A 23,461-nucleotide genomic window follows, 5' to 3' on the forward strand; every position below is an offset into this window, starting at 1 on the left:
ACTAGTCACCGTTGCGTGGAGAAGGAAGAAGAACCCATCCTTTTCTGACGCAGCGTCAAATTTCAAGACAGGACAAGAAATGGGGGCCGGATGACCGTCACGCAGCGCCGGGGCCGGAAGATCATGATGACGCCGGGCGAGCTGGACGCGTTTCTCACCGTCCAGCGCACCTGCCGGGTCGCGACCGTGTCCACCGACGGCGCCCCGCACGTCAGCGCCCTGTGGTTCCTCTGGGACGGCACCGCGCTGTGGCTGTACTCGGTCGTGCGCAGCAAGCGCTGGGCGGACCTGCGCCGCGACCCCCGGGTCGCGATCGTGATCGACACGGGCGAGGAGTACGACGCACTGCGGGGCGTCGAGCTGTCCGGCGCCGTGGAGTTCATCGGCGAGATCCCGCGCACCGGGGAGCTGTGCGCCGAACTCGACGCGGTGGAGACGCTGTTCGCGCGCAAGAACTTCAGCCTGGACGCGATGCCGCACGACGGGCGGCACGCGTGGGTGCGGCTGAAGCCGGAGAAGATCGTGTCCTGGGACTTCCGCAAGCTGGGCGGCGCGTAGGGCCGCTCGGCCCCGGGCTCAGCCCACGGCCCGTCCCGCCGCCTCCAGCGCCTCGACCGCCGCCCGGATCGACGGGCGGCGGTCGGCGTCCGCCCGCCAGACCACGTACACATGCCGGCGCACCCGCTGACGCAACGGGACCATCACGACCCCCTCGGGCACCGGGTGGCGTCCGAGCAGGGGCACGATGCACACCCCCAACCCGGCTGCCACCAGGACGAGTTGGGTGTGCGTCTCGGCCGCCCGGTGGCCGACGATCGGCTCGACGCCCCGCGAGCGCAGGGTGAACATCAGCCACTCGTGGCAGAACTCCCCCTCGCCCCAGGTGATCCACTCGTCCTCGGCGAACTCCCCGAGGTCCACCTCGTCCCGGTCCGCGAGCGGATGCCCGGCCGGAATCGCGACGTCGGCGGGATCGTCCAGGATGGGCGCCTTGACCAGGCCGTCGGGCACCGGCATCGGCTTGTTGTACCAGTCCAGGACGACGGCGAGGTCGAGGTCGCCGCGGACGACGCCGGCGATGGCGTGCTCCGGCTCCAGCTCGCACGAGCGCAGCCGCAGCCCGGGGTGCGCCTTGCGCAGCTCGGCGAGCGCGACGGGAAACAGCCCGCGCGCCGCGGTCGGGAACGCGGACAGCCTCAACTCCCCCACCACCTGCCCGCGCTGGGCCTCCAGGTCGGACTGTGCGAGCTCGACCTGCGACAGGATCCGGGCCGCGTGGTCGGCGAGCAGCCGCCCCGCGTCCGTCAGCCGCACCCCCCGTCCGTGCTTGGCGAGAAGCCGCTGCCCGACCTCCCGCTCCAGCTTGGCCAGCTGCTGCGAGACGGCCGACGTGGTGATGTGCAGGCCCGCGGCGGCCCCACTGACCGATCCGTGCCGGGCGAGGGCATCGAGGGTGCGCAGGCGCTCCAGGTTCAACACGTAAGCAATGCTACGAGATACTGGTCGAGAATTCTCGATTGTGCTACGAGATGATCCTCGGCAGCCTTGACCCCATGACCACCGCCACCACCCCGGCCACGCCCCACCTCTCCTCCCCCGAAGCTCCCGCCCACCCCCGTCGCACCCTCGACTGGCGCCTGCGCTTCGGCGCGCTGTCGCTGATCTGGGGTTTCAGCTTCCTGCTCATCAAGGTGGGCACCGAGGGCTACGCCCCCTTCCAGGTCACCCTGGGCAGGCTGGTGTTCGGTACGACGGTGCTGGCGGCCGCGATGGCGGTCAAGCGGGAGCGACTCCCGCGCGGGGCGCGCACCTGGGCGCATCTGACAGTGTCCGCGTTCCTCCTCAACGCCCTGCCCTTCTCCCTCTTCGCCTACGCGGAGCTGACGATCCCCTCCACCCTCGCCGGCATCTGCAACGCGACCTCACCGCTGTGGGGTATGGCCCTGTCCCTGGTGGCCCTGTCGGAGGACCGGCCGACCCGGCTGCGCGTCGCGGGCCTGGCCCTCGGCTTCCTCGGCGTCCTGACGGTCCTGGGCGCCTGGCAGGGCTTCCACGGCCTGGACGCCCGGGGCACGACCCTGGCCCTGCTGGCCTCGCTCAGCTACCCGGTCGGCTGGATCTACCTCCGTCGCACCCTGGCGAACACCGGCTCCTCGGCCCTGTCGATGACCGGCGCGCAGCTGTTCCTGGCCACACTCCAACTGGCCGTGGTCACACCGCTGTTCACCACTCTCCCGACCCAGTTCCCCGTCGTCCCCCTGCTCGCGACAGCCGCACTGGGCGCACTCGGCACGGGTCTGGCCCTCCTCGTCCAGTACGGCCTGGTCGCGGAGGTCGGCCCCACGACGGCCCAGACGGTCACCTACTTCATCCCGGTCATCGCGACGGCAGCGGGAGTCGCACTGCTGGGTGAGCACCTGAGCTGGTCGACCCCGGCGGGAGCGGCCATAGTCCTGGCGGGGGCGGCGCTGACACAGGCAAGGGCCAAGTCATAGCGAGGCTGAGGGACGGCACCTTTTCAGGGCCGGTTACGAGGTCCGGCCAAGAGGGGCGCGGGGCTGTAGCGATATGCGGCTCCGCCGCGGGGGCGCGACCAGCCCCAACGCACACCGGCACCCGCACCCGCACCCGCACGGCGCTAGACGTAATTCCGCAGCGGTGACGACCCCACCGCCGAGGCGATCGAGTCCGCCAACCCCTCGATCTCCTCCTCCGCCAACGTAGACACGGTGATCCGAATCCCCGGCGGAGAACCGATCCGGAACCGCGCCCCGGGCGCGACCGCCCACCCCGCGTGCAGCAACCGGGCAACGGCCCCCGTCTCGTCCGGCACGGGAACCCATACGTTCATCCCACTGCGCCCCCGCGCCTCGACCCCCCGCCGGGCCAGCGCGGCGATCAGCGCGTCACGTCGGCTGCCGTACGCCTCCGCCACCGCCCGCGCGTCCACCGCCGCCTCGGCCATCAGCCACAGCACCGCCCGCTGGGTGATCCGGCTGACCCAGCCCGGTCCCAGCCGCTGCCGCCCGCGGACCCGGTCGAGGGTGACGTCGTCCCCGGTGAGGACGGCGAACCGCAGGTCCGGCCCGTACGCCTTGGCGGCCGAGCGCACGAAGGCCCAGTGCCGGGTGACACCCGCGAGGGGGTGCAGGGGGAGGTCGACGATCCGGTGACCGTGGTCGTCCTCGACGAGCAGGGTCTGCGGGTGTGCCCGCAGCACGGCCCGCAGGGCACGCGCGCGTGCGGCGCCCACCGTCGCGCCGGTCGGGTTCTGCGCCCGGTCGGTGACGATCAGGGCGCGCGCCCCGGCCTCCAGGGCCCGGCGCACGTCGTCGGGCAGCGGTCCCTCGTCGTCGAGGCCGACCGGCACCGTGCGCAGCCCGAGCGCCGGCACGAGGTCGAGCAGGGAGCCCCAGCCGGGATCTTCGACGGCCACGGTGTCGCCCGGCCTCAGATGCGCGGCGAGGACGCGCTCGATCGCGTCCAGGGACCCGGAGGCGGCGGCCACGGGTCCGGCCGGCACGCCGTCCGCGTCCAGTTCGGCCCTGGCCAGGCGCGCCAGCTCGGGTTCGACCGGCGCGTGCCCGTACAGGACCGGCTCCCGGTCGCCCTCAGCGGCGGCCCACGCGAACGCCGGCGCCAGCGGTGGCAGCAGAGCCGTGTCCGGGTTGCCGGCCGCCGCGTCCCGCACGCCCTCCGGCACCTCCACCCGGATGAACTCACGCCCGGTCGTGGCGGGCTTCGACCGCACCCGGCTGCCCCGGCGGCCGTCGGTCTCGATCACCCCCCGCTCACGCAGGGTGCGGTAGGCGGCCGCGACGGTGTTCGGGTTCACGTCGAGCGCGGTCGCCAACTCCCTCATGGGAGGCAGCAGTTGCCCCGGCTCGAGCTCACCCGCACCCACCGCCGCCTCGATGCTCGCGGAAATGTCTGCTGCGCGCCGACCTTTGATCCGATACTCTCCTAGCACAAAACCTATTATGCACTAGTGCAATGGAGAGCGCCATGCAGGGGACCCCGGAGACGACGACACGGGCCGCCGCCTACACCCCGACCGACCGCACGATCCCCACGCGGTCCGCCGAGAAGGCCTCCTACGACAAGGATCTGGTGCACGCGATACTCGACGAGGGCTACGTCTGCCACCTCGGCTTCGTCCGCGACGGCGCGCCGGTCGTGCTGCCGACGCTGTACGCCCGGGTCGGCGAGACGCTCTACGTGCACGGTTCGACGGGTTCGCGTCCGCTGCGGATGACGGGGCAGGCGGACCCGGGGCTGGCCGTGTGTCTGACGGTGACGCATGTCGACGGTCTGGTCCTGGCCCGCTCGGCCTTCCACCACTCGATCAACTACCGCTCGGCCGTGGTGCACGGCATCGCCCACGACGTCACGGACCCGCAGGAGAAGCTCACCGCGCTCGACGCCCTCGTCGACCACGTCGTCCCGGGCCGGGCCGCCGACTCGCGTCCCGCCGACAAGAAGGAACTGGCGGCGACCGCGGTGATCCGTCTCGACCTGAACGAGGTCTCGGCCAAGACCCGCACCGGCGGGGTGAACGACGAACCGGAGGACCTCGCCCTCCCCCACTGGGCCGGCGTGCTCCCGCTGCGCAAGGGCTACGGCACGCCCCTCCCGGAGGCCGACCTCGCGCCCGGCACCGAACTCCCCGGCTACCTCACGGTGTTGTGATGCTGATCCACCCCTGGGACGCGCCGCACGAGGACGCCGAGTGGCAACAGTGGCTGTCCGCCCATGACTTCGGCCAGCTCGCCGTCAACGGGCCACCGGGCGAACCCCCGTTCGTCCAGCCCCTGCACTTCGCCTACGACCCCGGCGAGGGCGATGCCGTCACCCACCTGGCCCGGCCCAACCCCCTGTGGTCCGCCCTCGATGCGAACCCGACCGTGACGCTGAGCGTGGTCGACGACTACGTCTTCGTACCCGGCCCTTGGCAGGCGCCGCCGGGCGCCCCGGCCGAGCACGGCACCCCGACGAGCTTCTACGCGGCGGTCCAACTCCGCTGCACGGCACACATCGTGGACGACCCGACGGCCAAAGCCGATCTGCTCCACCGTCAGCTGGGCCACTTCCAGCCGGAAGGCGGCTCCGCCCGGCCCATGGTCGGCGAGGAACCGTACGGCCGCCTGCTCTCCGGCATCCGCGGCATCCGGCTCGAAGTGACCGCCGTACGAGCGAAGTTCAAGTACGCGGCCCACCGACCGTCCGAAACCCAGGACCGCATCGCCAAGAGCCTGGCCACCCGCGGCGGCCCGGGCGACGCGGCAGCCCTCGACCACCTCTCGCGCCGACGCCGGACATGACAGCGCGGGGGCGGGGCGCGGAGGGCGATGGCACCCCTGACGGGCACCGCAGGGCCAGTGCCATCCCCCTCCGAGGCCAGGCATCGACTTGCCCGCCCCCGGCCCGCCAGGCGTCAAGCCGCCCGCCCACCCGCCGTCACGAGCACGGGCCCAGCCCCCATGTGGGCTGGGCCCCGCCTTCCGTCAGGCCGGGGTCGGGCCGGTGCCCCGTGTCTCCGCGAGGGCCAGGCCGGTGACCGAGGCCAGCATCAGCAACGTCCCGGTGAGGGTCGTGGCCGTGAGGCGTTCGCCGAGGAGGGCCACGGCCAGCACCGCCGCGCTCACCGGTTCGAGGAGCATGATCACGGAGACGGTCGCGGAGCGCACCACGGCCGCGCCCGCGAAGTAGAGGGCGTACGCGAGGGCCGTGGGCACGGCCGCGATGTACACCAGCAGCGCCAGCACCCGAAGGGGCTCCGCGCTGTGCGGCAGCAGCCCCTCGGCCAGGGCGAACGGCAGCAGGCACAGCGCGGTGACCGCGAACGCCCCCACGGTGGTGGCGGAGGCGTCCGCGCCGCCGTCCCGGCCCCAGCGCCGGGTGAGCAGCGTCATCGCGCTGTACCCGGCTGCGGACAGCAGCGCGAGCAGCACCCCCCGGGGATGTACGGCCGAGCCCCCGACGTCGGCGAAGAGCACCCCCAGCCCGACGAGCGCCCCGCCGACGGCGAGCACTCCGCCGCGGCCGAGCCGCTCCCCCAAGGTCAGCCGGGCGCCGAGCGCGATGAGGACGGGCCCCGCGCCGAGGGTGACGACCGTGGCCACGGCCAGTCCGGTGGCGGACACGGCCGCGAAGTACGCCGTCTGGAAAACCGCGAGACCGACGCCCGTGACCGTGGTCCGCAGGACCCTGCGGCGCACCGGCTCGGGCGCGATCGCCGGGACGGTCGCGGTCCGGGCGCGCGACCGCAGCAACGGGCGGGCGGCCAGCAGCAGCACCAGCCCGGCCGCGCAGCGCCAGAACGACAGGGCGACGGCGCCCAGGTCGCTGGTCCGGTAGACCAGCGAGGCGGCGGCACCGGCCGTACCCCAGGCGGCGCCCGCGACGATCAGATAGAGCAGGGCCCGTCGGACGGGCAGGGACACAGCGGTGGAGCCAGTGAGGCCAGAAAAGGAGGACAAGGGGGACACGCGTTCTCTCCGCACAGAAGTTCGGGAAGGGACCGCCGCATGGGCAGCGGTCCGCGGACTTCTTCTGCGGGCAGCACCGTTCCGCCCGGCAGCGCGTGCCGGGCGTGCATCACCGGAGAGCCCGCCTCAGGCGGCCGGAGGCGGAAGAACGAGTGCGTCGGAAGGCATGATCGTCACCCTAGGCGGCCGTGCCGCGGGCAGACAACTCCCTTTCGGGACCGCCGGCGGCCACCGGCTCCGGGGAGCCCTTGGCGGGCGCGGACGACTGTGCGATGAACGCGCCGAGCAGCACCACCGCCCCGCCGACGATCTGCGGCGCCGAAAGATGCTCACCGAGCAGCACCCACGCGAGGACGGTCGCGATGACCGCCTCCAGACAGGCCACCACGCCCGCCACCTGCGGGGAGAGCCTGCGCACGGAGACCACGCCGGTGACGTACGCGACGACCGTCGCGATCAGCACGATCCAGGCGAGCAGCAGCCAGGCGGGCACCTCGGTGCCGTTCATGCCGGCGGTGTGCGCGAGCACGGACCAGTCCATGTCCCACGGACGGGCGACGACGGTCAGCACGACGGCGCCGACGAGGAGGCCGTAGGCGATGACGCCGAGCGGATCGGGGACGTCGTCGCCGGAGTCGCTGCCCTGGTCGGACAGGACGAAATAGCCGACCTGGCAGCAGGCGGCGGCCAGCGCGAACAGCAGGCCGACGGCGTCGAAGCTCAGTCCCGACCAGACCTCGACGACACAGGCCAGCCCGCCCACCGCGAGGACCACGCCGAACGCGGCGCCACGCGTCACCTGCCGCCGCTGCACGAACCGCACCCAGCCCAGCACGAGGGCGGGCGCGAGGTACTCGACGAGCAGCGCGACGCCGACGGGGATGCGGGATATCGAGGCGAAGTAGAACGCCTGCACTCCGGCCACGCCGAGCAGACCGAACCCGGCGAGCAGCGCGGGCCGACTGCGCAGCAGCGCGCGATGGCGTACGGCGAGCGGCAGCATCACCAGGGCCGCGCCGGTCACCCGCAGCCACACCACGTGCAGCGGGTCGAGGCCCGCCTCGATCAACGGCTTGGCCGCGACCCCGGATCCGCCGAAGGCGATGGCCGACCCGACCGCCAGACCGAGCCCGATGCCCTTTCCGCGGTTGCCCTGACTGCTCACAGACGTATGCACCGGCACATGATGACAGGCGACGACATGAGCGTCACCCCCGTTGACACCTGTCTCATCGGCTGGACGGGCCGGGCGGGACGGGACGGGCCGGGCGGGACGGGCGGGACGGGCGGGCCGGGCGGGCGGGCCGGGCGGGCGGGCCGGGCGGGCGGGCCGGGCGGGTTGGACGGGCCGGGCGGGCCGGGCTGGGCGGGCCGGACGGGCCGGGCTGGGCGGGCCGGACGGGCCGGGCTGGGCGGGCCGGACGGGCCGGGCGGGGAGAAGTGGGCGGGTCAGCAGGCGGGGCCGCCGCCCCCGACGTACGCCTCGCGCCCGTCCAGACCGTCCTCGTCGTGCTCCCGCAGAGCGTCCTCGATCCGTGCGCGCAGCTCATACACGTCGGCGCCGGCGTGGGTCAGGACCTCGACGGCCCGTGCCTGGGGGTCCGTGACGATCGCCGCGAGCAGGTCGACGCCCCGGGCCGGCGCACCGTCGCGGCGGGCGGCCCGCACGCACGCGAGCTCCAGCGCGGTCGCGGCCAGCGGGGAGAAACCCTCGACGACCGTCACGACGGGCAGCGCTCCGGAGTCCTCGACGCCGCTCTGCCAGCGCAGGCCGTAGCCGATGCTGCGCTGGACGAGGTAGCCGAGCAGCCGGGCGAGCTGGGGCCCGCCGCCGAAGGCTGCGCGGACCTGGGGGTCGTGCTCCAGGAGCGAGTGCAGCAGGTGGGCGGTGTCGATCTGCCGGTCCCCGTCCCGGACCGCCCGCCTGCGGGCGGAGGCGAGCGCCGCCGCGGTCTCGGCGCCGAGCCGGGGGTCGTCGTCCATGGCGTGCGCGTGCGCGGCCTGACCGCGGGGAGACTGCCGGGGAATACGGGGTTGCACATCCCCACCCCATCAGCCGCGGCCGGGTGCCGTCATCCCCGGAGGGAAGCATCTTCACGTCCCACGCAGAGCGGACCTCGGGCGGCGGAATCTCCTCCCTACGGATGAGATCGGGCCCTTTCCCCCGCAGGAGCGCGCGCCGCCTTGCCGCACGCCCGTCACGCAACCACCGAGCCCCGCCCGCACGTCTCCCGCGGACATGGAGAGCGGGTGCCGGCTGGGGGCCCCGCGGGCCTGTCGACGGCCGGCAGTACGTCTACCGGGTCCACGCCCCGCAGGACGCGCTGCCCGCCGACCTGTTCCGGCAGGTCTGGCACTGCCACTAGGAGGGGCCGTTCCCGCGCGCCTGGGACGTGTTCGACGTGGCGGTGATACGCCGGGTGGGGTGAGCTCCACACTTTCTGAAGATACGTCAGTATTGAATGTTCGAGGCCGTGGAGTTACGTTCCGCGACACCGCAGCCCGAGTTGCCCGACATGAAGAGGTGGTCGCATGGCCGAAGTCAGCGCGGAGGCACGTATCCAGGCGCCGGCCGAGAAGGTGTGGGCCCAGCTCACCGACTGGGCGGCGTACGGGGAGTGGAACGCGACCCACACCAACTTCCCGCGGGGCGGCCCCGAGAACCTCGAGGTGGGAGTCACCTTCCAGGAGAACATGAAGCTGATGGGCTTCCCGGCGGAGGTCGAGTGGACGGTCGCGGAACTGGAACCGGCCCGCGTCCTGGTCATCCGCGGCAAGGGCCCGATGGCGGTGTCCGTCGCCACGCGCTACACCCTCACCCCCGACGGCGACGCCACCACGGTCCGCATCGACGGCGAGTTCACGGGCGCGGCCGTGTCGCTGATGGCGGGCAAGCTGAAGGACTCGGGGACGGCGGCCCTGAACGAGTCGCTGCGCAAGCTGGGCAGCCTGGTGTCCTGACCGCCGGCCGCAACCCGGCACACCCGGTACGCCAGGTACCCCAAGTACGCGAAGGCACCCCGCGGATGACTCCACGGGGCGCCTCGGCGTTGTCGCACGACGGTTGTCAGTCCCCGTCGGCGAGGATCAGGTACAGCTTCTTGCGGGCGTCGTTGATGACCGTGAGCGCCTTCTCGCGCTGCTCTTTGCTGCCGGTCTTCCACACCTGCCCGAAGGCCTCCATCAGACCGAAGCCGGCCTGGCGGATCTCGCCGAGAGCCTCCCAGTCGACCCCGCGCGTGGCTTCCTCCCAGGGGGCCTCCGGGCCCTCCTCGGAGGCCGTACGACCCTCGTCGGTGAGCGAGAACAGCTTCTTGCCGCCTTCGCTCTCGCTCGCGATCAGGCCCTCGTCCTCGAGGAGTTGGAGGGTCGGGTACACCGAGCCCGGACTGGGCTTCCACGCCCCGCCACTGCGCTCGGCGATCTCCTGGATCATCTCGTAGCCGTGCATGGGCCGGTCCTTGAGCAGGGCCAGGATCGAGGCCCGTACGTCACCGCGCCGCGCCCTCCCCCTGGGTCCGCCGCGCCCTCGTCCACCCCAGGGGCCAGGACCGAAGCCCGGTCCGAAACCGGGACCGCCCGGGCCGCCGGGGCCGAACCCCGGACCACCCGGCCCGAAGGGCCCGAAGGCCGCACGTCGTCCTTCACCGCGCCGCCCATGCCCACCGTCGAATCCGTGGTTGCGCATCGTCATCACTCCGTTTCCGTTCATTCCATCGCTGATCTGTCGCGATGCGTCAACGATATATCGGAATAGTTCGCATGGCAAGGCCCCCCTTTTCCGCGGGCTGGTGTCCCGCCGCACTCGATCGAGTCGTTTTCTCAACGAGTCGAGTCGTTCGGGCTTCCGTCTCAGGGAACCCGGTCGCGCGGTTGAGTGCGGTGTGGGCTGGATGGCTGTACCGGCTGGGGTGGTGGATCGCGCAGAGTCGTACCTTGAGCTGTCGTACGTCGATGCGGTGCACGGGCATCGTCGGCGTCCGCTGCGAGACTGTGTGACGGGCCGGTTTGAAGATCACTCCAATGCGCGAGTTTCCGCTGGTCGCACCGCGTGTGTCACTTCCCGGCCGGTATCGGATCGGGGATTTCTCCGAGGCCGCTGACAGACGGGTCGGCCGGTGGGAGAGACGCATCCTGGAGGTTCCGCACGGCCTGCCGGCCACATGTGCCGGAAGGGACGAGGCCGCCGCGCGCCGGCGTGCAGTGGGAAGCGTAAAAAGGACCGGAGGGTCCTCCGCCCAGCCCGGACGCATCGTCTCCGCGATGACACCACCGCGGGCCCGCAACGCGGAGGCGTCCGCGGACGCCTCACTGGAGTCTTCTGGCTTCGCGCCACGCCACCTGGCCCCGGAGGCTGGCCCCACCCGCTCTCCGCACAGGCCGACGTTGCAGCCGTGACTACGCTCTACCAGCTCATCGGGGAATTCCTCACCACGCGAGAACAGCCGGACGGCCTTGCCCGGATCTTCAGGACCTACCAGTCCTGGGCGATCACGCAGGACTGGTATCACCTCGAAGACCCGGCGAAGTTGCCGGGCTCACGCGAGGACCTACGGCCTGACCAACCCGGTCGAATTTCGAGCAAGGAGCCGCAGACCACATCCTGTCCGTCGTCTCCTGCTGCGTTGATACTGATCAGCGGGTGGGAAACGAAGCCAGAGCAAGATCCCACCGGTCAGCTGCGCGAAGCAGAGCAGCTCTATCTACCTGGGCCTCCACGAAGTACTGGTAGATGTCTGCTCCGTTTTCACCCTGCTGCCATGGGGGTGCCGCCTCCATGGACAGGTGCACACGAATCACCGCACCGTCCTCGCTCCGATCGACGAGGCTGAAGGCCAGGACCGGCTCGACGAACCACGTGTCCGGGGACAGCCGGCCGTCGGCATCAGGTCCGGTCACCGCAACCGTCCCGGCCGCCACCGCGCGCAGCCAACCAGACACCTGGTGGGCTTCATCGATCAGCAGACAAGGATCTGTGAAAGCCCAGATGCCCTCCGGAGTCATCACCGAGCCACCGATGACCAGCCAGTTGTCATCGTATGAGTTGCCGCGGACCGCGGAGAACTGGTACCCCAACGGGCAGAGATCGACACTGCTTGCCTGATCACCCAAGAGCATTGCCAAAGGGTGTCACGGGCCTTCTCGACGCTGCACGGGCCCACCCGGCAGGCCGAGCGCTACTGGGTGGGCCGCCCTCGGCTGGAAGCTGGCCGCCGCGGTCAACGACTGGGCGCCGGAGGGGCTGTTTTACAGCCACGACAGCGAACGGCACCCGGTGGGCACCGACGTGCTGGACAACGCCCGTGCGCAGATCACGCTGCTGGGCACCGATCCGGGTGCGACCGCGCTGCGGAAGCTGTTCTCGAAGCCGATGGACTTCGAGGAGGTGAACCGGTACGTGACGGGGATGATCACCGCGGACGGGGTCCGCTACGACTTCGGGCGGCCATGAACTGCTCGGCCGGCGGCTGCGGGACGTAAAGCTGAAGCAGGGTCGTCTCTGCGAGCTGATGCACGGCGGCCGCGGCCTGCTTCTCGACCGGACCGGCCGGCTCTCGGTGGAGGGCTGGGCGGATCGGGTCGACCACGTCGTCGACGTCAGCGAGGAACTGGACGTGCCCGCGGTGGTCCTGCGGCCGGACGGCCATGTGGCGTGGGTCGGTGAGGACCAGCAGGATCTGCTCGACGGCTGCCCAAGTGGTTCGGCGCCGCCGTCCGCTGAGCGCGCAGTGGTGGCTCGAACGGTGGGACCTGGCTGCGGCCGAGTTCGGCGCGGTAGGTACGCCGGCGCCGGCGGCACCGATCTCATCGCCGGTGTCGTACCCCGTCGGCTCGAAGTCCGGTGATGGGCAGTCCGTCGGCGGGGCCGGCGCCGGTCCGGCAACGGCACCGGCCCCGCGACGCAGAGCCGCAGCCGCAGCCGCAGCCGCAGTCGCAGTCGCAGTCGCGCCCGCAACGGTGCGCTGAATCACGGGACTTGGCGAGCGGGCGCAGCCATCAGCGACCGCGATCCGGCACTGCTGGAGCACTGTGGTGTCGGCGCTCTAGGGTGCTGACATGACATCGGACGACACCGCGCACAGCGGCTCGCACAGCACCTCGCACGGCTACCTCGCCGAACTGTTCTCGCTGGACGGCCGGGTCGCCGTGGTGACCGGTGGCAGTTCCGGTATCGGCCGGGCCGTCGCCGAGGCTCTCGCTCGGGCGGGGGCGAGCGTGGTGGTCGTGGCGCGCAAGGAGGCGGAGCTGGCCGCCACGGTCGCCGAGCTGGCGGCGGAGGGCTGCCGGGCTGCCTGGGTGAGCGCCGATCTGAGCACCCGCGACGGGGTGCGCGCGGCGGCGGAGCAGGCGGCCGAGGCGTTCGGCGAGCCCGACATCCTCGTCAACAGCGCCGGGATCAACCTACGGCCGCCGATGGGCGAGCTGGACGAGGAGGTGTGGGACGCCACGATGGCGGTGAACCTGGAGGCGCCCTACCTGTTGGGCCGGCGGTTCGGGCCGGGCATGGCCGAGCGGGGCTTCGGGCGGATCATCCACATCAGCTCCCAGCAGGCGCACCGGGCGTTCGTCCAGAGCGGCGCCTACGGCGTGTCCAAGGGGGCGCTGGAGTCGCTGGCCCGCTCACAGGCCGAGGCGTGGTCGCCATACGGCGTCACCTGCAACACGCTGGTGCCCGGCTTCGTCATGACGCCGCTCAACACGCGGTTGTCGTCCGACCCGGAGAAGATGGCGGCGCTGGCCGCGCGAACGATGGTCGGGCGCAACGGCCTGGCCGAAGACTTCGCCGGAGCCGCCGTGTTCCTGGCCGGGCGCGGCTCCGGCTATGTCACCGGGCAGGCGATCTTCGTCGACGGCGGGTTCTCGGTGCACTGAGTCGCGTTCCGCGAGCGCGTTCCACGAGTGCGTTCCACGAGTGCGGGACACGCGTGCGTCCTACGCCGCCTGCGGGGTGAAGTGGACGATTTCGTCGCCTCCGCCGGACTGGACCACGCCGTACGTGCTCTCGGGGACCATGTTCCAGGCGCCGGGCAGGTCGCCCAGGGGTTCGGAGACGATGAGGCGGGTCTCGTCGGAGACCTCGCGCAGGAATTCCATGTCGGGGTGGAGTGCCCGCAGTGTCTCCACGCGGGTGCTGTAGAAGAGCGAGCGTGAGGCTCCCTGGCTGGAGTAGCGGAAGGCCCACAGCCGTTCCCCGTCGGTCACGGCGACCGTCATCTGGAGCGGGAACTCCACCCCGTGCTCGTGGCCGATACGTTCCACCAGGCCCGTCATCCGTGCGACGGCGCCCGGCGGATCCTCCTCCAGGCCGAGGGTGAGCGCCAGGAAGAACATCATCTCGGAGTCCGTCGACCCTTCGATGTCGAGGAAGAGTTCCGGGTCGACGGCGAGGGCGAGGTCGCGGCGGATCCGGTGGAAGTCGGCGATCGCACCGTTGTGCATCCACATCCAGCGGCCGTGCCGGAACGGGTGGGAGTTGGTCTGCTGCACCGCCGAGCCGGTCGAGGCCCGGATGTGGGCGAAGAACATCGGCGAGCGGACGTGACCGGCGATCTCCCGCAGATTGCGGTTGCTCCAGGCCGGGCCGATCTCCCGGACGACGGCTGGGGTCCCGTTGCCCCCGTCGAGCGCGTACCAGCCGACGCCGAAACCGTCACCGTTCGTCGTCTCGACGCCCATCTTGGAATGCAGGCTCTGGTCGATCAGCGAGTGCGCCGGTCGGTAGAGGATCGTTTCGAGCAGCACGGGGGTGCCCGAGTAGGCGAGCCAACGGCACATCGTCCACTGCCTTTCGGTCGTCGGTCTCGGTCGTCGGTCTCGGTCGTCGCTCACCGGTCCTCGTACCTGTCGGGCTTCACCACGCACAGGGCCCAGATGACGAACGCGGAGAAGGCGATCATCACGACGGACCAGATCGGGTACTGCGGCAGGGAGAGGAAGTTGGCGATGACGATCAGCCCGGCGATGGCCACGCCCGCGACCCGCGCCCACATCGCCGCCTGGAACAGTCCCAGGCTGACGATCACGGCGACCGCGCCCAGGGCGAGGTGGATCCAGCCCCAGCCGGTGAGGTCGTACTGGAAGACGTAGTTGCGGGTCGTGACGAAGATGTCGTCCTCGGCGATCCCCATGATGCCGCGGAAGATGTCGAGCACTCCGGAGAGCATGAGCGTGACGGCGGCGAAGATCATCAGGCCCTCGGCCCAGTGCTGCTTGGCCGCGTGCCGCTTGACCGACGGCGCGTCGGTGGAGTGTGTCGTCATCCCGATGCCTCGATTCGGTTTCGTTCGGCTCGATTTCGTACAGCTCGGTCTCGTTCGGCGTTCAGTGCCGGGAGCCGCTCAGGACCTGTTGCTTCGCCTTGGCGAACTCCTCGTCCGTGATGTCGCCGCGGGCTCGGATCTCGGAGAGCCGGGCGAGTTCGTCGACGCTGCTGGAGGGGCCGCCCGCGCCCTTGGCGGTCTCGCGGACGTAGCTGTCGAAGGCCTGCTGCTGCTCACGCGCCTGCGCGATCTCTCTGCGCCCCATGTTCTTGCCGCGCGCGACCACGTAGACGAACACGCCCAGGAAGGGCAAGAGGATGCAGAACGCCAGCCAGCCGGCCTTGGCCCAGCCGCTGAGGTCGTCGTCGCGGAAGATGTCGACGACGACCCGGAACAGCAGGACGAACCACATGATCCACAGGAAGAACACCAGCATGGTCCAGAAGGCGCTCAGCAGCGGATAGTCGTACGCGAGGTACGTGTCACCACTCATGTCTCTCCTCCGTCCCGGGCCTTCGCCCGCCATCCCGACATCCCGGCACCCCGACCTGTCGTCGCGTGCCGTTCTCAGCGTGCCCACGCAAGAACCCGGCGGCCTCACCCGAGGCGGGTGAGTGTGCGCGGGCCGGCTCGAAGCGGCCCGGCCCACGGCGGCCCTGCTCAGAACGGATCGGCGGGATCCCTCGGCCCCGCCGTACGCGCCCTGCGGAGCGCGGCGCGCCACGCGAGGGCGACCACCGCCTCGACCAGGCCGAGCAGGACGAGCCACAGGCCGAGCAGCCGGGTCAGCGCCCGGGCCGACTCGGTGGGCAGCGCCAGCACCACGATCCCCGCCACGATGGCGAACACCGCCGCGCCGAGGACGACGCCCCGGTGGGGCAGGTCCTTGGCGGCAAGGGCCGTGTAGAGGGTGAGCATGCCGGACACCAGCCAGAGGACGCCGACGACCAGCGAGAGCGCGGCGATGGTCTGCAGCGGGTTTCTCAGGCACAGCACCCCGGCGATCACGTACAGCACCGCCAGGAGGAGCCCGGTCAGCCGTTCGCCGTGCTCCTCCCGGGCGAAGGCCGCGACGAACCGGAAGGCCCCGGTCACCAGCAGGTACAGGCCGATGAGGACCGCGAGGACGTGCAGGGTCTCGTCCGGCCAGACGAGGACCAGGATGCCCGGCACGAACGTGGCGACCGCCGAGCCGAGGATCCACGTCCAGGAGCGCCCGAGTACGCCCAGGGCCTCGGCGGGATCGCCGCCGACCGGTCCGGTGTGCGGTGCGGGTCCAGGCGACACGCTCATGACTCCTCCTCGCGCCCGGCCGGAGACGACGGGCCCCGGTACGTCACTCCGGCAGTTGGCGCATCTCCAGGACCCGCAGGCCCAGCGACTGGCAGCGGGCCAGCAACCCGTACAGGTGCGCCTCGTCGACGACGTATCCGAACAGGACGGTCTGACCGGACATGACCACGTGGTCGAGCTCCGGAAAGGCCGTGGTCATCGCCTCCGACATCTGTCCGTCGACGCGGATCTCGTAGCGCATGAGCTGCTCCCGGGGCGGCCTGGGACAGGCGGACTGCGCCCTTTCCCCGCGATCCTCCGTCCCGGGAGCACGGACGGCCTCACCCCGTGGAGGTGATAGACCGCACCGCACGCGCGCCACCCGCGTCCGTGCGTCAGTGCGTCAGTGCGTCAGTGCGTCAGTGCGTCAGTGCGTCAGGAACAGCTTGAACACGATGATCAGCAGGCCGAGCACGAGGTTCACCGAGGCGGTGGCGGCGACCAGGCGCCATGAGGCTCCGGCCCGTCGTGCCGCGGCCGCCGACCAGCCCACCTGGCCCGCGACGGCGACCGCGAGGGCGAACCAGAGGGCCCCTTCCAGGTCGAGGCCCAGCAAGGGGCTGACGGCCACGGCGACGGCCGGCGGGATCGCGGCCTTGACGATCGGCCACTCGTCGCGGCACACCTGGAGCACCATCCGCCGGTCCGGGCCGCCCTGTGTCAGCCGCGCCCCGAACAGCTGGGCGTGCACATGCGCGATCCAGAACACGACGCCGGTGAGCAACAGCAGCAGCACTAGCTCCAGCCGCGGGGACGAGCCCAGGGTGCCCGCGCCGACGACCACGGAGGCGGCGAGCATGGACCCGTAGACGCCGCCGGTGTAGTCGGCGGCGACGCGTGCCCGGGCCGCCGCGGCGTGGCCGGTCCTGGACATCACGGCCTCCCTCGACGAGTCGGACGGTTCGGACCGGTCAGCGAGGCGGTCCGGTCGCGCCGGTCGGCGCGCCGGCCCCGGCCCGGCTCGGACGTTCGGCCTTCCGGGTCGGCAGATGCGACGTGACCAGGAAACTGGCGAGCGTGATGCCGCCGGCGGCCAGGATCGCCGCCTTCAGGCCGTCGAGCTGCGCCGAGGCGTAGGAATCCGTGAGGGCGTCGACCTCGGCCGCCGGCAGCCCGGCGTCCTCGGCCGCCGAGCGCACCTGCTCGGTGGGGACGAAGCTGATGCCGGCCTCGAGGGCGACACCGGTCTGCCGCTGGGCCTCCTCCGACAGGCGCGGATTGTCCTCCACCTGCGTGGTGAAGGCCTGGGCCAGGGCGCCGACCAGCAGCGATCCGATGAGCGCGGTGCCCAGCGCGGAGCCCAGGTTCTGCGCCGTGAACTGCAGCCCGCCGACCTCGCTGCGTTCGTCCTCGCCCACGGAGGACTGGACGACGTTGCCCAGCTGCGAGGCGAGCAGGCCCATGCCCACGCCGAGCAGGGCCATCGCCCCGGCGAACTGCGCGTCGTCGATGACGGGGTCGATGGTGGCGAGCAGCCACACGATGGCCGCGACCAGGATCGCCAGGGCGATCCGGACCACCCGGCGCGGGCCGGCCACCCGGCTCAGCCGGGCGCCGCCCATCGAGGCCACGAGCATGGTGACCGACACGGGGAGCAGTCGCAGACCGGTCTCGAAGGCGTCGAAGCCCTGCACGACCTGGAGGTACAGCGGGATGGTGAAGAACAGTCCCAGCAGGATGAGGTTCTGGCTCAGCAGACACATCAGGCCGGATCGCAGCGTGGGCCGGTGCAGCAGCGCCAGATGCACCAGCGGCTCGGCGCCGTGGGCGTCCCGGCGCCGCTCCCAGTGCACGAAGACGGCGAGGACGGCCGCTCCGGCGCCGACGACGAACAGCGTGGGCGAGAAGCCCATGACGGTGAAGGGCGGGTTGCGGGGCTGCACCCAGCCCCACGTGCCGCTCTGCAGCACCCCGAGCACACCGAGCGCCAGACCGGCCGCCGAGAGCGCGGCGCCCACCCCGTCGAGGTGGGTGCGCGGGCCGGTGCGGGGGGACTCCGTGATCACGCGGCGGAAGCACAGCACCACCAGCACGACCACGACCTCACCGGCGAAGACCAGCCGCCAGGTGAGATACGTCGTCACCCAGCCGCCCAGCAGCGGGCCGACCGCGATGCCCGCGCCGGCCAGGCCGCCGATGACGCCATAGGCCACGGCCCGGTCCCGCCCCCGGTAGGACTCGGCGACCAGCGCCGCCATGGCCGGCAGGACCATCGCGGCGCCCAGCCCCTCGATGACCGACCAGCCCAGCGCGAGGACCCACAGGGTGGGAGCGGCGGCGGTGAGGGCCGATCCCGTGGCATAGACGACGAGGCCGAGGAAGAAGAGCCGACGTCGTCCGAAGATGTCCCCGAACCGGCCGCCGATGATCATGAAGGCCGCCATGACCAGGGCGTACAGGGTGATGACGGCCTGGATGGCCGTCACCTCGGTGTCGAAGTCCTCGACCAGTTGGCTGATCGAGACGTTCATGACGGACGTGTCCAGGACCATCAGGAACTGGGCGGTGCCCAGGACCATCAGGGCCCGCCAGCGGGTCACAGTGTCCACGCCCCCATCAGAGCCGGGAAACCCGGCCGGCGCCTCACCCACGACGGGCGAGCCGGAGAGCCCGGGCGTCCTCGACCGTTCACAGCAGGTTCAGCTCACGGGCGCGGCGTACCGCGTCGTTGCGGCGGTTGACCGCCAGTTTCCGGTAGGCGCTCTTGAGGTGGGTCTTGACCGTGTTCACCGACACGTACAGATCGGCGGCGATCTCTTCCGTCGACATCATCAGGGCCAGCCTGCGCAACACGTCGCGTTCGCGTCCGCTCAGTTCCTCGACGACCGGGGGCGGCTGGCCGTCGGACGGCGGCGCCCCGGGGGTGAACCAGTCCGCGGCCGCCCCCTGGGGTGACGGCGTGCCCAGGAAGGGGCGGATCCAGGGGCCGGCTTCGAGGAAGGGGCGTCTCAGCCCTTCGCGCCGCGCCTCGCGCAGTGCCTGGGCGACCAGTCTGCGCGAGCCGGACGTGTCGCCCGCCTCGGCCGCCGCCTGCGCCCGCACCAACGTGGCCCGGACGGTCACGGCGGGTCCGACGCGGCCCGCGGCGCGCACGCCGTCGAGCAGGTCGGCCGCCGCCCCGGGCCTGCCCGCGGCGAGCTGGGCCCGTGCGGCCCCCACCGCGCACGCCGCCTGTTCGCCGGGCAGCGCCCCCAGCACCTCGACGGCGGCCTCCGGCCGGCCCGCGGCCAGGTGCGCGGCGGCGACGACGAGTGCCGTCTGTCCCTCCGCCCAGGGAGAGACCACGGCGGCGGGAACGGCCCGCTCCGCGGCCGCGAGCGCGGCGCGCGTGTCACCGCGGGCCAGATGCAGGCGGGCGGTGGTGATGGCCCGGCCCGCCTCCATGACCGGGTCCCGCAGCGCGGGATGCGACCTGACCGCCTCGTCGAGGAGTGCCTGAGCCCGGCCCAGCTCGTCGCGGTCCACGGCGACGGCGGCCAGGACCAGCCGTCCCATGCCGGAACCGGACGGCTGCGGCAGGCCGTAGCGCTCCGTCTCGGTCAACGCGGCCCGCGCCTTGCGCTCCGCGCTGCTTGGCCAGCCGTTCAGGTAGTCGATCAGAGCCAGCCGACCGAGCGAGTCCTCGCGGGCGAGCGCCGTCGACGCACCTGCCGAGGACCCGGCCACCCTCGACAGGGCGGCGCTCGCATCGTCGAACCGGCCGGCCCACAGCCGCGCCGAGCCCAGGTGGGCCAGCAGGAGGGCGGTGAGTTCGGGGTGCCTGTCCAGCAGATCGGCGGGGACCTGGTCGCGCAGTGTCTCGGCTGCCGCAGCGGCCAGCTCCGCCCGGCCGGGCGCACCCGTCAACCGGGCGGCCAGCGCCTCCAGCAGGGCACAGCTCAACCGCGCCGCCACGAGACCGGGCGCCTCGCCCGCCGGACTCCACTCGGCCGCCGTCAAAGCCCCTTCGGCCGCGAGGCCGTCGTGTCCCCTCGCCGGACCCTGTTCCCCCGGCTCCCTCGGGTCCCTCATCAGGCCCAACTCGACTGCTGTCAGGCCGAGTTCAGCGCTCAGGCTCTGCTCCGCGCGACGCAGGTGGGTCTGGCCGCGGTCGAGATCGCGCCGGGACAGCTCTCGGGCCGCACGGACGAGATCCGTCGCGGGGCTCCTGGCCTCCGGCCCCATCCGGGAGAACAGTTCGGTGAGTTCGTCGGAGCGCAGGCCGGTGAAGAGCCTGCCGATGGCGAGGTCGTCGACGAGGGCGCCGGCGGTGAAGTCCCAGTCACCCGCGGCGGCCCCGTGCCCGAGCGTGTCCGCGAGGGATCCCGAGCCCCTCAGCCACAGCGCGGCCCGCCGGTGCAGTTCGGGTTCCAGACCCGGAGAACGCACCCGCAGATGGGCCCGGAGGATCTCCCCGAACAGCGGGTGGAGGCGGTACCAGCCCTGCCCCAGGTGCTCGACGAACGCGTTGTCGCGGCACAGACCGGCCAGAATGGGACCGGCGCCGGTACGCTCGGTCAGCGCGTTCACGAGCTCGGGACAGAATCGGTCGAGGACGCTGACGCGCAGCAGGACGTCCTGTGTCTCGGGGGGCTGCCGCCTGAGCACCTCCGCAAGCAGGAAGTCGGCGACCGTGGTGCGGTCGGCCTCGAACTCCTTCAGATACGTCTCCGGATCCGGGCTCTCGCGCGCGGCGAGGGCGCACAGCCGCAGGCCGGCGGCCCAGCCCCGGGTGCGTTCCACGAGCCCCCGCGTCGCGTTCGCCGACAGCCGCAGGCCGTGCAGTGCCAGCAGCTCGGCCGCCTCCTCGCAGGTGAAGGCCAGTTCAGCGGCCCGGATCTCCGTGAGGTCGCCGGCCGCCCGGTACCGGTGCAGGGGCAGCAGCGGTTCGGTCCGGCTGACGAGGATCAGGCGGACGCCGTCGCCGGCGTGATGCAGAACGAACTCCAGCTGCTCCGCGATCTCCGGGTCGATCACCCGGTCGTACTCGTCGAGCACCACGGTCACGGGCCGGTCCCGGGCGCACAGCTCGGCGGCGAGCCGTGCCAGCAGCGTGGGGGGCACGCGGCTCGCGTCCGTGGGGCAGCCGATCTCCACGGGCAGGGACATCCCGCAGGCGCGCAGGGCCTGGAGCACGTACGCCCAGAACATGCCCGGGCCCTGGCCGGCCGCGTCGATGGTGAGCCAGGCGACGGGCCCCTCGCACCGCGCGGCCCAGTCGGCGACCAGCAGCGTCTTGCCCTCGCCCGCGGCCCCGTTGACCATGGTCAGCGGCGTCCGCAGCGCCTGGTCGAGGTGCCTGACGAGCCGTTCGCGCCACAGGAACGTCACCGGCCGGGCCGGTACGACGAACCGTGCGCGCAGAAAGGGATCCCCCTGGGGATCGGCGTCCGGAGCCGTCAGTCGAGAACCGTTCTCCTCAAGGCCGGGCATGGCGCTCACCGCCGCTGCTCGTCAGGTCATGGGTAGCGCTACCCGCCATGATCCCAGGGTTGCGCTCCGGACGCGCTGCGAGAGTCCCGCACACCACGGTTCGGCCTGCTCACAGAGGGGCCGGCGGAAACAGGCCAGGACTCGCGGATTGGCCTTGGCCGACGGCTCGGCCCACCCCCTACCGTCACCGGCATGCGGATTCGAATCGTCGACGCCTTCACCGACCGCCCCTTCGCCGGCAACCCGGCCGGGGTCCTGCTCCTGGACGCCTTCCCGGACGACGGCCGGCTCCAGAACGTGGCCCTGGAGGTCAACCACGCCGAGACGGCGTTCGCCCACCCGCTCCCCGAGGGCGGCGAGGCGGACTGGGCCCTGCGCTGGTTCACGCCCGTCGCCGAGGTCGACATGTGCGGCCACGCCACGCTCGCCACGGCCCACGTCCTGCACACCACGGGCGCCCACGTGGGCCCGGTGCGCTTCGCCACCCGCAGCGGTGTCCTCGTCGCGACGCCGGCCGAGGACGGCTCGATCACCCTGGACTTCCCGACCGCCCCGCTGACGAGGGTCGAGATCCCGGCCGGGGTCGCCGAGGCCCTGGGCGTCGAGCCGCTCGGCTGCTTCGACACCGGCTCGCACGTCGGTGACCTGCTGGTCGAGCTCGCCGACGAGAAAACCGTCCACGCCCTGCGGCCGGACCACAAGGCCCTGGCCGCCTACTCCCGCCGCGGCGTCATCGCCACCGCCCGCGCCGAGAACCCGGACCTGGGGTACGACTTCGTCTCCCGCTGCTTCTTCCCGAACTTCGGCATCGACGAGGACCCGGTGACCGGAAGCGCCCACACCGCCCTGGCGCCCTACTGGTCCGAGCGCCTCGGCCGCACCGCCCTGACCGGCCTGCAGGCCTCACCGCGTTCCGGCCGCGTCCACACCGAACTACGCGGCGACCGCACCCTGCTGACCGGCCGCGCGGTCACGGTGATCGAGGGAGACCTGCTCGCCTAGCCAGGGCCGGTCCGACACATTCCCGCCGTCCGCCCGGAGGGCGGGCCCCACGGCGTCATGGGCGCCGAGCGTGCGTGCCAGGCTCCCGGGACAGCACACCTGGACCCCGGGTCGTCCGGGAAGGGGTGGCTCACGCCGTCGGCAGCCACCCCACCTTCCCCGCCAGCAGCGCGTATCCCACGAAGGCCCCGATGTCGAGCAGGGAGTGCGCCACCACCAGGGGTCCCACCCGGCCCCAGCGCCGGTAGAGGTAGACGAACACCACGCCCATCACCATGTTGCCGATGAAACCGCCGACGCCCTGGTAGAGGTGGTACGAGCCGCGCAGCACGGAACTGGCCACGAGCGCGGTGCCCGGCGTCCAGCCCAACTGGCCGAGCCGGCGCAGCAGATAGCCGACGACGATGACCTCTTCGAGGATCGCGTTCTGCATCGCGGACAGGACCAGCACCGGGTACTTCCACCACACGTCGGGCAGTGCCTCCGGCACCACCGTGAGGTTGAAGCCGAGGCCGCGGGCCGCCAGATAGAAGGCGATGCCGGTGCTGCCGATCACCGCCGCGATCGCCGCCCCCCGGCCGAGGTCCGGCCAGGGCCGGGTGCGGTCGAAGCCGAGCGTCCGCAACCCTTGTCCCTCGCGCAGCAGGAAGTGCGCGACCAGCGCCACCGGGACGAGCGCCGTGGCGATCCCGAAGAGCTGCCAGGCGAGATCGAGCCACGGACGGCCTGGCGCGGCCGAGGCGTTGAGGGTCGCCGCCTGGTCCTTCAGGCCTCCCGGTTTGGTGACTGATCCGACAAAACTGATCAGAGCGGATACACCGCTCGCGCCGAGCGAAAGCCCCAGAACGAGCAGCGTCTCGTCCCGGAAAATCCGTCGCGAGAGCCGTTCCTGCGGAAAAGAATCAGCCACCTACCCCGCCTCCACCTGCACACTTGCCTCCAGTTGCGTAAACCCGCAGCATCCCC

23 protein-coding genes and 1 pseudogene are annotated in these 23,461 nt (G+C 72.0%); 8 read left to right on the forward strand and 16 right to left on the reverse strand.

Going from position 1 to position 23,461, the window contains the following annotated elements; all coding sequences use genetic code 11:
• Positions 1–90: 90 nt before the first annotated feature.
• The gene (locus OG289_RS10030; protein WP_327313671.1) at positions 91–558 is read left to right on the forward strand and encodes a pyridoxamine 5'-phosphate oxidase family protein; all 468 of its coding nucleotides are present in this window, start codon (positions 91–93) and stop codon (positions 556–558) included.
• 18 nt (positions 559–576) lie between these two features.
• Here the strand turns inward: OG289_RS10030 and OG289_RS10035 are convergent, their stop codons facing one another.
• Positions 577–1,479, reverse strand: coding sequence for a LysR family transcriptional regulator (locus OG289_RS10035; protein WP_327313672.1), 903 nt, complete (start codon positions 1,477–1,479; stop codon positions 577–579).
• Positions 1,480–1,553: 74 nt separating this feature from the next.
• Between OG289_RS10035 and OG289_RS10040 the strand changes: the two genes are divergently transcribed.
• A complete protein-coding gene (locus tag OG289_RS10040; RefSeq protein ID WP_327313673.1) occupies positions 1,554–2,495 on the forward strand; it encodes a DMT family transporter in 942 nt (313 codons plus the stop codon).
• Between the two features lie 143 nt (positions 2,496–2,638).
• Here OG289_RS10040 and OG289_RS10045 read toward each other — a convergent pair whose 3' ends face one another.
• A complete protein-coding gene (locus OG289_RS10045) occupies positions 2,639–3,970 on the reverse strand; it encodes an aminotransferase class I/II-fold pyridoxal phosphate-dependent enzyme (RefSeq protein WP_327313674.1) in 1,332 nt (443 codons plus the stop codon).
• Positions 3,971–4,005: 35 nt separating this feature from the next.
• On the opposite strand from OG289_RS10045, the gene OG289_RS10050 reads away from it, so the two are divergent.
• Both OG289_RS10050 and OG289_RS10055 read left to right on the forward strand, forming a co-directional pair.
• Complete coding sequence (locus OG289_RS10050; RefSeq protein ID WP_327313675.1) at positions 4,006–4,689, forward strand: pyridoxamine 5'-phosphate oxidase family protein; 684 nt, start codon at positions 4,006–4,008, stop codon at positions 4,687–4,689.
• Entirely contained in the window at positions 4,689–5,321 is a 633-nt protein-coding gene (locus OG289_RS10055) for an FMN-binding negative transcriptional regulator (RefSeq protein WP_327313676.1), read from the forward strand. The genes OG289_RS10050 and OG289_RS10055 overlap by 1 nt, the downstream gene beginning before the upstream one ends.
• Before the next feature lie 183 nt (positions 5,322–5,504).
• Here OG289_RS10055 and OG289_RS10060 read toward each other — a convergent pair whose 3' ends face one another.
• The 3 genes from OG289_RS10060 to OG289_RS10070 all read right to left on the reverse strand — a co-directional run bounded on the left by OG289_RS10060 (position 5,505) and on the right by OG289_RS10070 (position 8,471).
• Positions 5,505–6,443 (reverse strand): DMT family transporter, encoded by a 939-nt coding sequence (locus OG289_RS10060; RefSeq protein ID WP_327313677.1) that lies wholly within the window; start codon positions 6,441–6,443, stop codon positions 5,505–5,507.
• Between the two features lie 223 nt (positions 6,444–6,666).
• Positions 6,667–7,671: an EamA family transporter gene (locus OG289_RS10065; protein WP_327313678.1), complete on the reverse strand. Its 1,005-nt coding sequence runs from the start codon at positions 7,669–7,671 to the stop codon at positions 6,667–6,669.
• 266 nt (positions 7,672–7,937) lie between these two features.
• Entirely contained in the window at positions 7,938–8,471 is a 534-nt protein-coding gene (locus OG289_RS10070; RefSeq protein WP_327313679.1) for a Clp protease N-terminal domain-containing protein, read from the reverse strand.
• 549 nt (positions 8,472–9,020) lie between these two features.
• On the opposite strand from OG289_RS10070, the gene OG289_RS10075 reads away from it, so the two are divergent.
• Positions 9,021–9,449, forward strand: coding sequence for a type II toxin-antitoxin system Rv0910 family toxin (locus tag OG289_RS10075; protein WP_327313680.1), 429 nt, complete (start codon positions 9,021–9,023; stop codon positions 9,447–9,449).
• A gap of 106 nt (positions 9,450–9,555) precedes the next feature.
• Here the strand turns inward: OG289_RS10075 and OG289_RS10080 are convergent, their stop codons facing one another.
• Both OG289_RS10080 and OG289_RS10085 read right to left on the reverse strand, forming a co-directional pair.
• Complete coding sequence (locus tag OG289_RS10080) at positions 9,556–10,176, reverse strand: PadR family transcriptional regulator (protein ID WP_327313681.1); 621 nt, start codon at positions 10,174–10,176, stop codon at positions 9,556–9,558.
• A gap of 947 nt (positions 10,177–11,123) precedes the next feature.
• Positions 11,124–11,606 (reverse strand): WapI family immunity protein, encoded by a 483-nt coding sequence (locus tag OG289_RS10085; RefSeq protein ID WP_327313682.1) that lies wholly within the window; start codon positions 11,604–11,606, stop codon positions 11,124–11,126.
• Between the two features lie 76 nt (positions 11,607–11,682).
• Here OG289_RS10085 and OG289_RS10090 point away from each other — a divergent pair.
• Both OG289_RS10090 and OG289_RS10095 read left to right on the forward strand, forming a co-directional pair.
• Positions 11,683–12,210 (forward strand): annotated as a pseudogene (locus tag OG289_RS10090) (aromatic-ring hydroxylase C-terminal domain-containing protein); the annotation flags it as partial.
• Between the two features lie 335 nt (positions 12,211–12,545).
• A complete protein-coding gene (locus OG289_RS10095; protein ID WP_327313683.1) occupies positions 12,546–13,361 on the forward strand; it encodes an SDR family NAD(P)-dependent oxidoreductase in 816 nt (271 codons plus the stop codon).
• A gap of 60 nt (positions 13,362–13,421) precedes the next feature.
• Here the strand turns inward: OG289_RS10095 and OG289_RS10100 are convergent, their stop codons facing one another.
• The 8 genes from OG289_RS10100 to OG289_RS10135 form a co-directional block, all read right to left on the reverse strand.
• Complete coding sequence (locus OG289_RS10100) at positions 13,422–14,264, reverse strand: class II glutamine amidotransferase (RefSeq protein ID WP_327313684.1); 843 nt, start codon at positions 14,262–14,264, stop codon at positions 13,422–13,424.
• Positions 14,265–14,314: 50 nt separating this feature from the next.
• Positions 14,315–14,749, reverse strand: coding sequence for a DUF7144 family membrane protein (locus OG289_RS10105; protein WP_327313685.1), 435 nt, complete (start codon positions 14,747–14,749; stop codon positions 14,315–14,317).
• A 61-nt stretch (positions 14,750–14,810) separates the two neighbouring features.
• The gene (locus OG289_RS10110; RefSeq protein ID WP_327313686.1) at positions 14,811–15,242 is read right to left on the reverse strand and encodes an SHOCT domain-containing protein; all 432 of its coding nucleotides are present in this window, start codon (positions 15,240–15,242) and stop codon (positions 14,811–14,813) included.
• 167 nt (positions 15,243–15,409) lie between these two features.
• Complete coding sequence (locus OG289_RS10115; RefSeq protein WP_327313687.1) at positions 15,410–16,042, reverse strand: HdeD family acid-resistance protein; 633 nt, start codon at positions 16,040–16,042, stop codon at positions 15,410–15,412.
• 43 nt (positions 16,043–16,085) lie between these two features.
• A complete protein-coding gene (locus tag OG289_RS10120; protein WP_327313688.1) occupies positions 16,086–16,283 on the reverse strand; it encodes a hypothetical protein in 198 nt (65 codons plus the stop codon).
• A gap of 165 nt (positions 16,284–16,448) precedes the next feature.
• Complete coding sequence (locus OG289_RS10125) at positions 16,449–16,955, reverse strand: hypothetical protein (protein WP_327313689.1); 507 nt, start codon at positions 16,953–16,955, stop codon at positions 16,449–16,451.
• 37 nt (positions 16,956–16,992) lie between these two features.
• A complete protein-coding gene (locus OG289_RS10130) occupies positions 16,993–18,621 on the reverse strand; it encodes an MFS transporter (RefSeq protein WP_327320627.1) in 1,629 nt (542 codons plus the stop codon).
• A gap of 88 nt (positions 18,622–18,709) precedes the next feature.
• Entirely contained in the window at positions 18,710–21,493 is a 2,784-nt protein-coding gene (locus OG289_RS10135; protein WP_327320628.1) for a helix-turn-helix transcriptional regulator, read from the reverse strand.
• 192 nt (positions 21,494–21,685) lie between these two features.
• Here OG289_RS10135 and OG289_RS10140 point away from each other — a divergent pair, with 192 nt between their 5' ends.
• Positions 21,686–22,495, forward strand: coding sequence for a PhzF family phenazine biosynthesis protein (locus OG289_RS10140; protein WP_327313690.1), 810 nt, complete (start codon positions 21,686–21,688; stop codon positions 22,493–22,495).
• 130 nt (positions 22,496–22,625) lie between these two features.
• Here OG289_RS10140 and OG289_RS10145 read toward each other — a convergent pair whose 3' ends face one another.
• Positions 22,626–23,405 (reverse strand): CPBP family intramembrane glutamic endopeptidase, encoded by a 780-nt coding sequence (locus OG289_RS10145; protein ID WP_327313691.1) that lies wholly within the window; start codon positions 23,403–23,405, stop codon positions 22,626–22,628.
• Positions 23,406–23,461 lie beyond the last annotated feature (56 nt).

Origin of the sequence: Streptomyces sp. NBC_01235 (assembly GCF_035989285.1) — a bacterium.
Classification (GTDB): Bacteria; Actinomycetota; Actinomycetes; order Streptomycetales; family Streptomycetaceae; genus Streptomyces.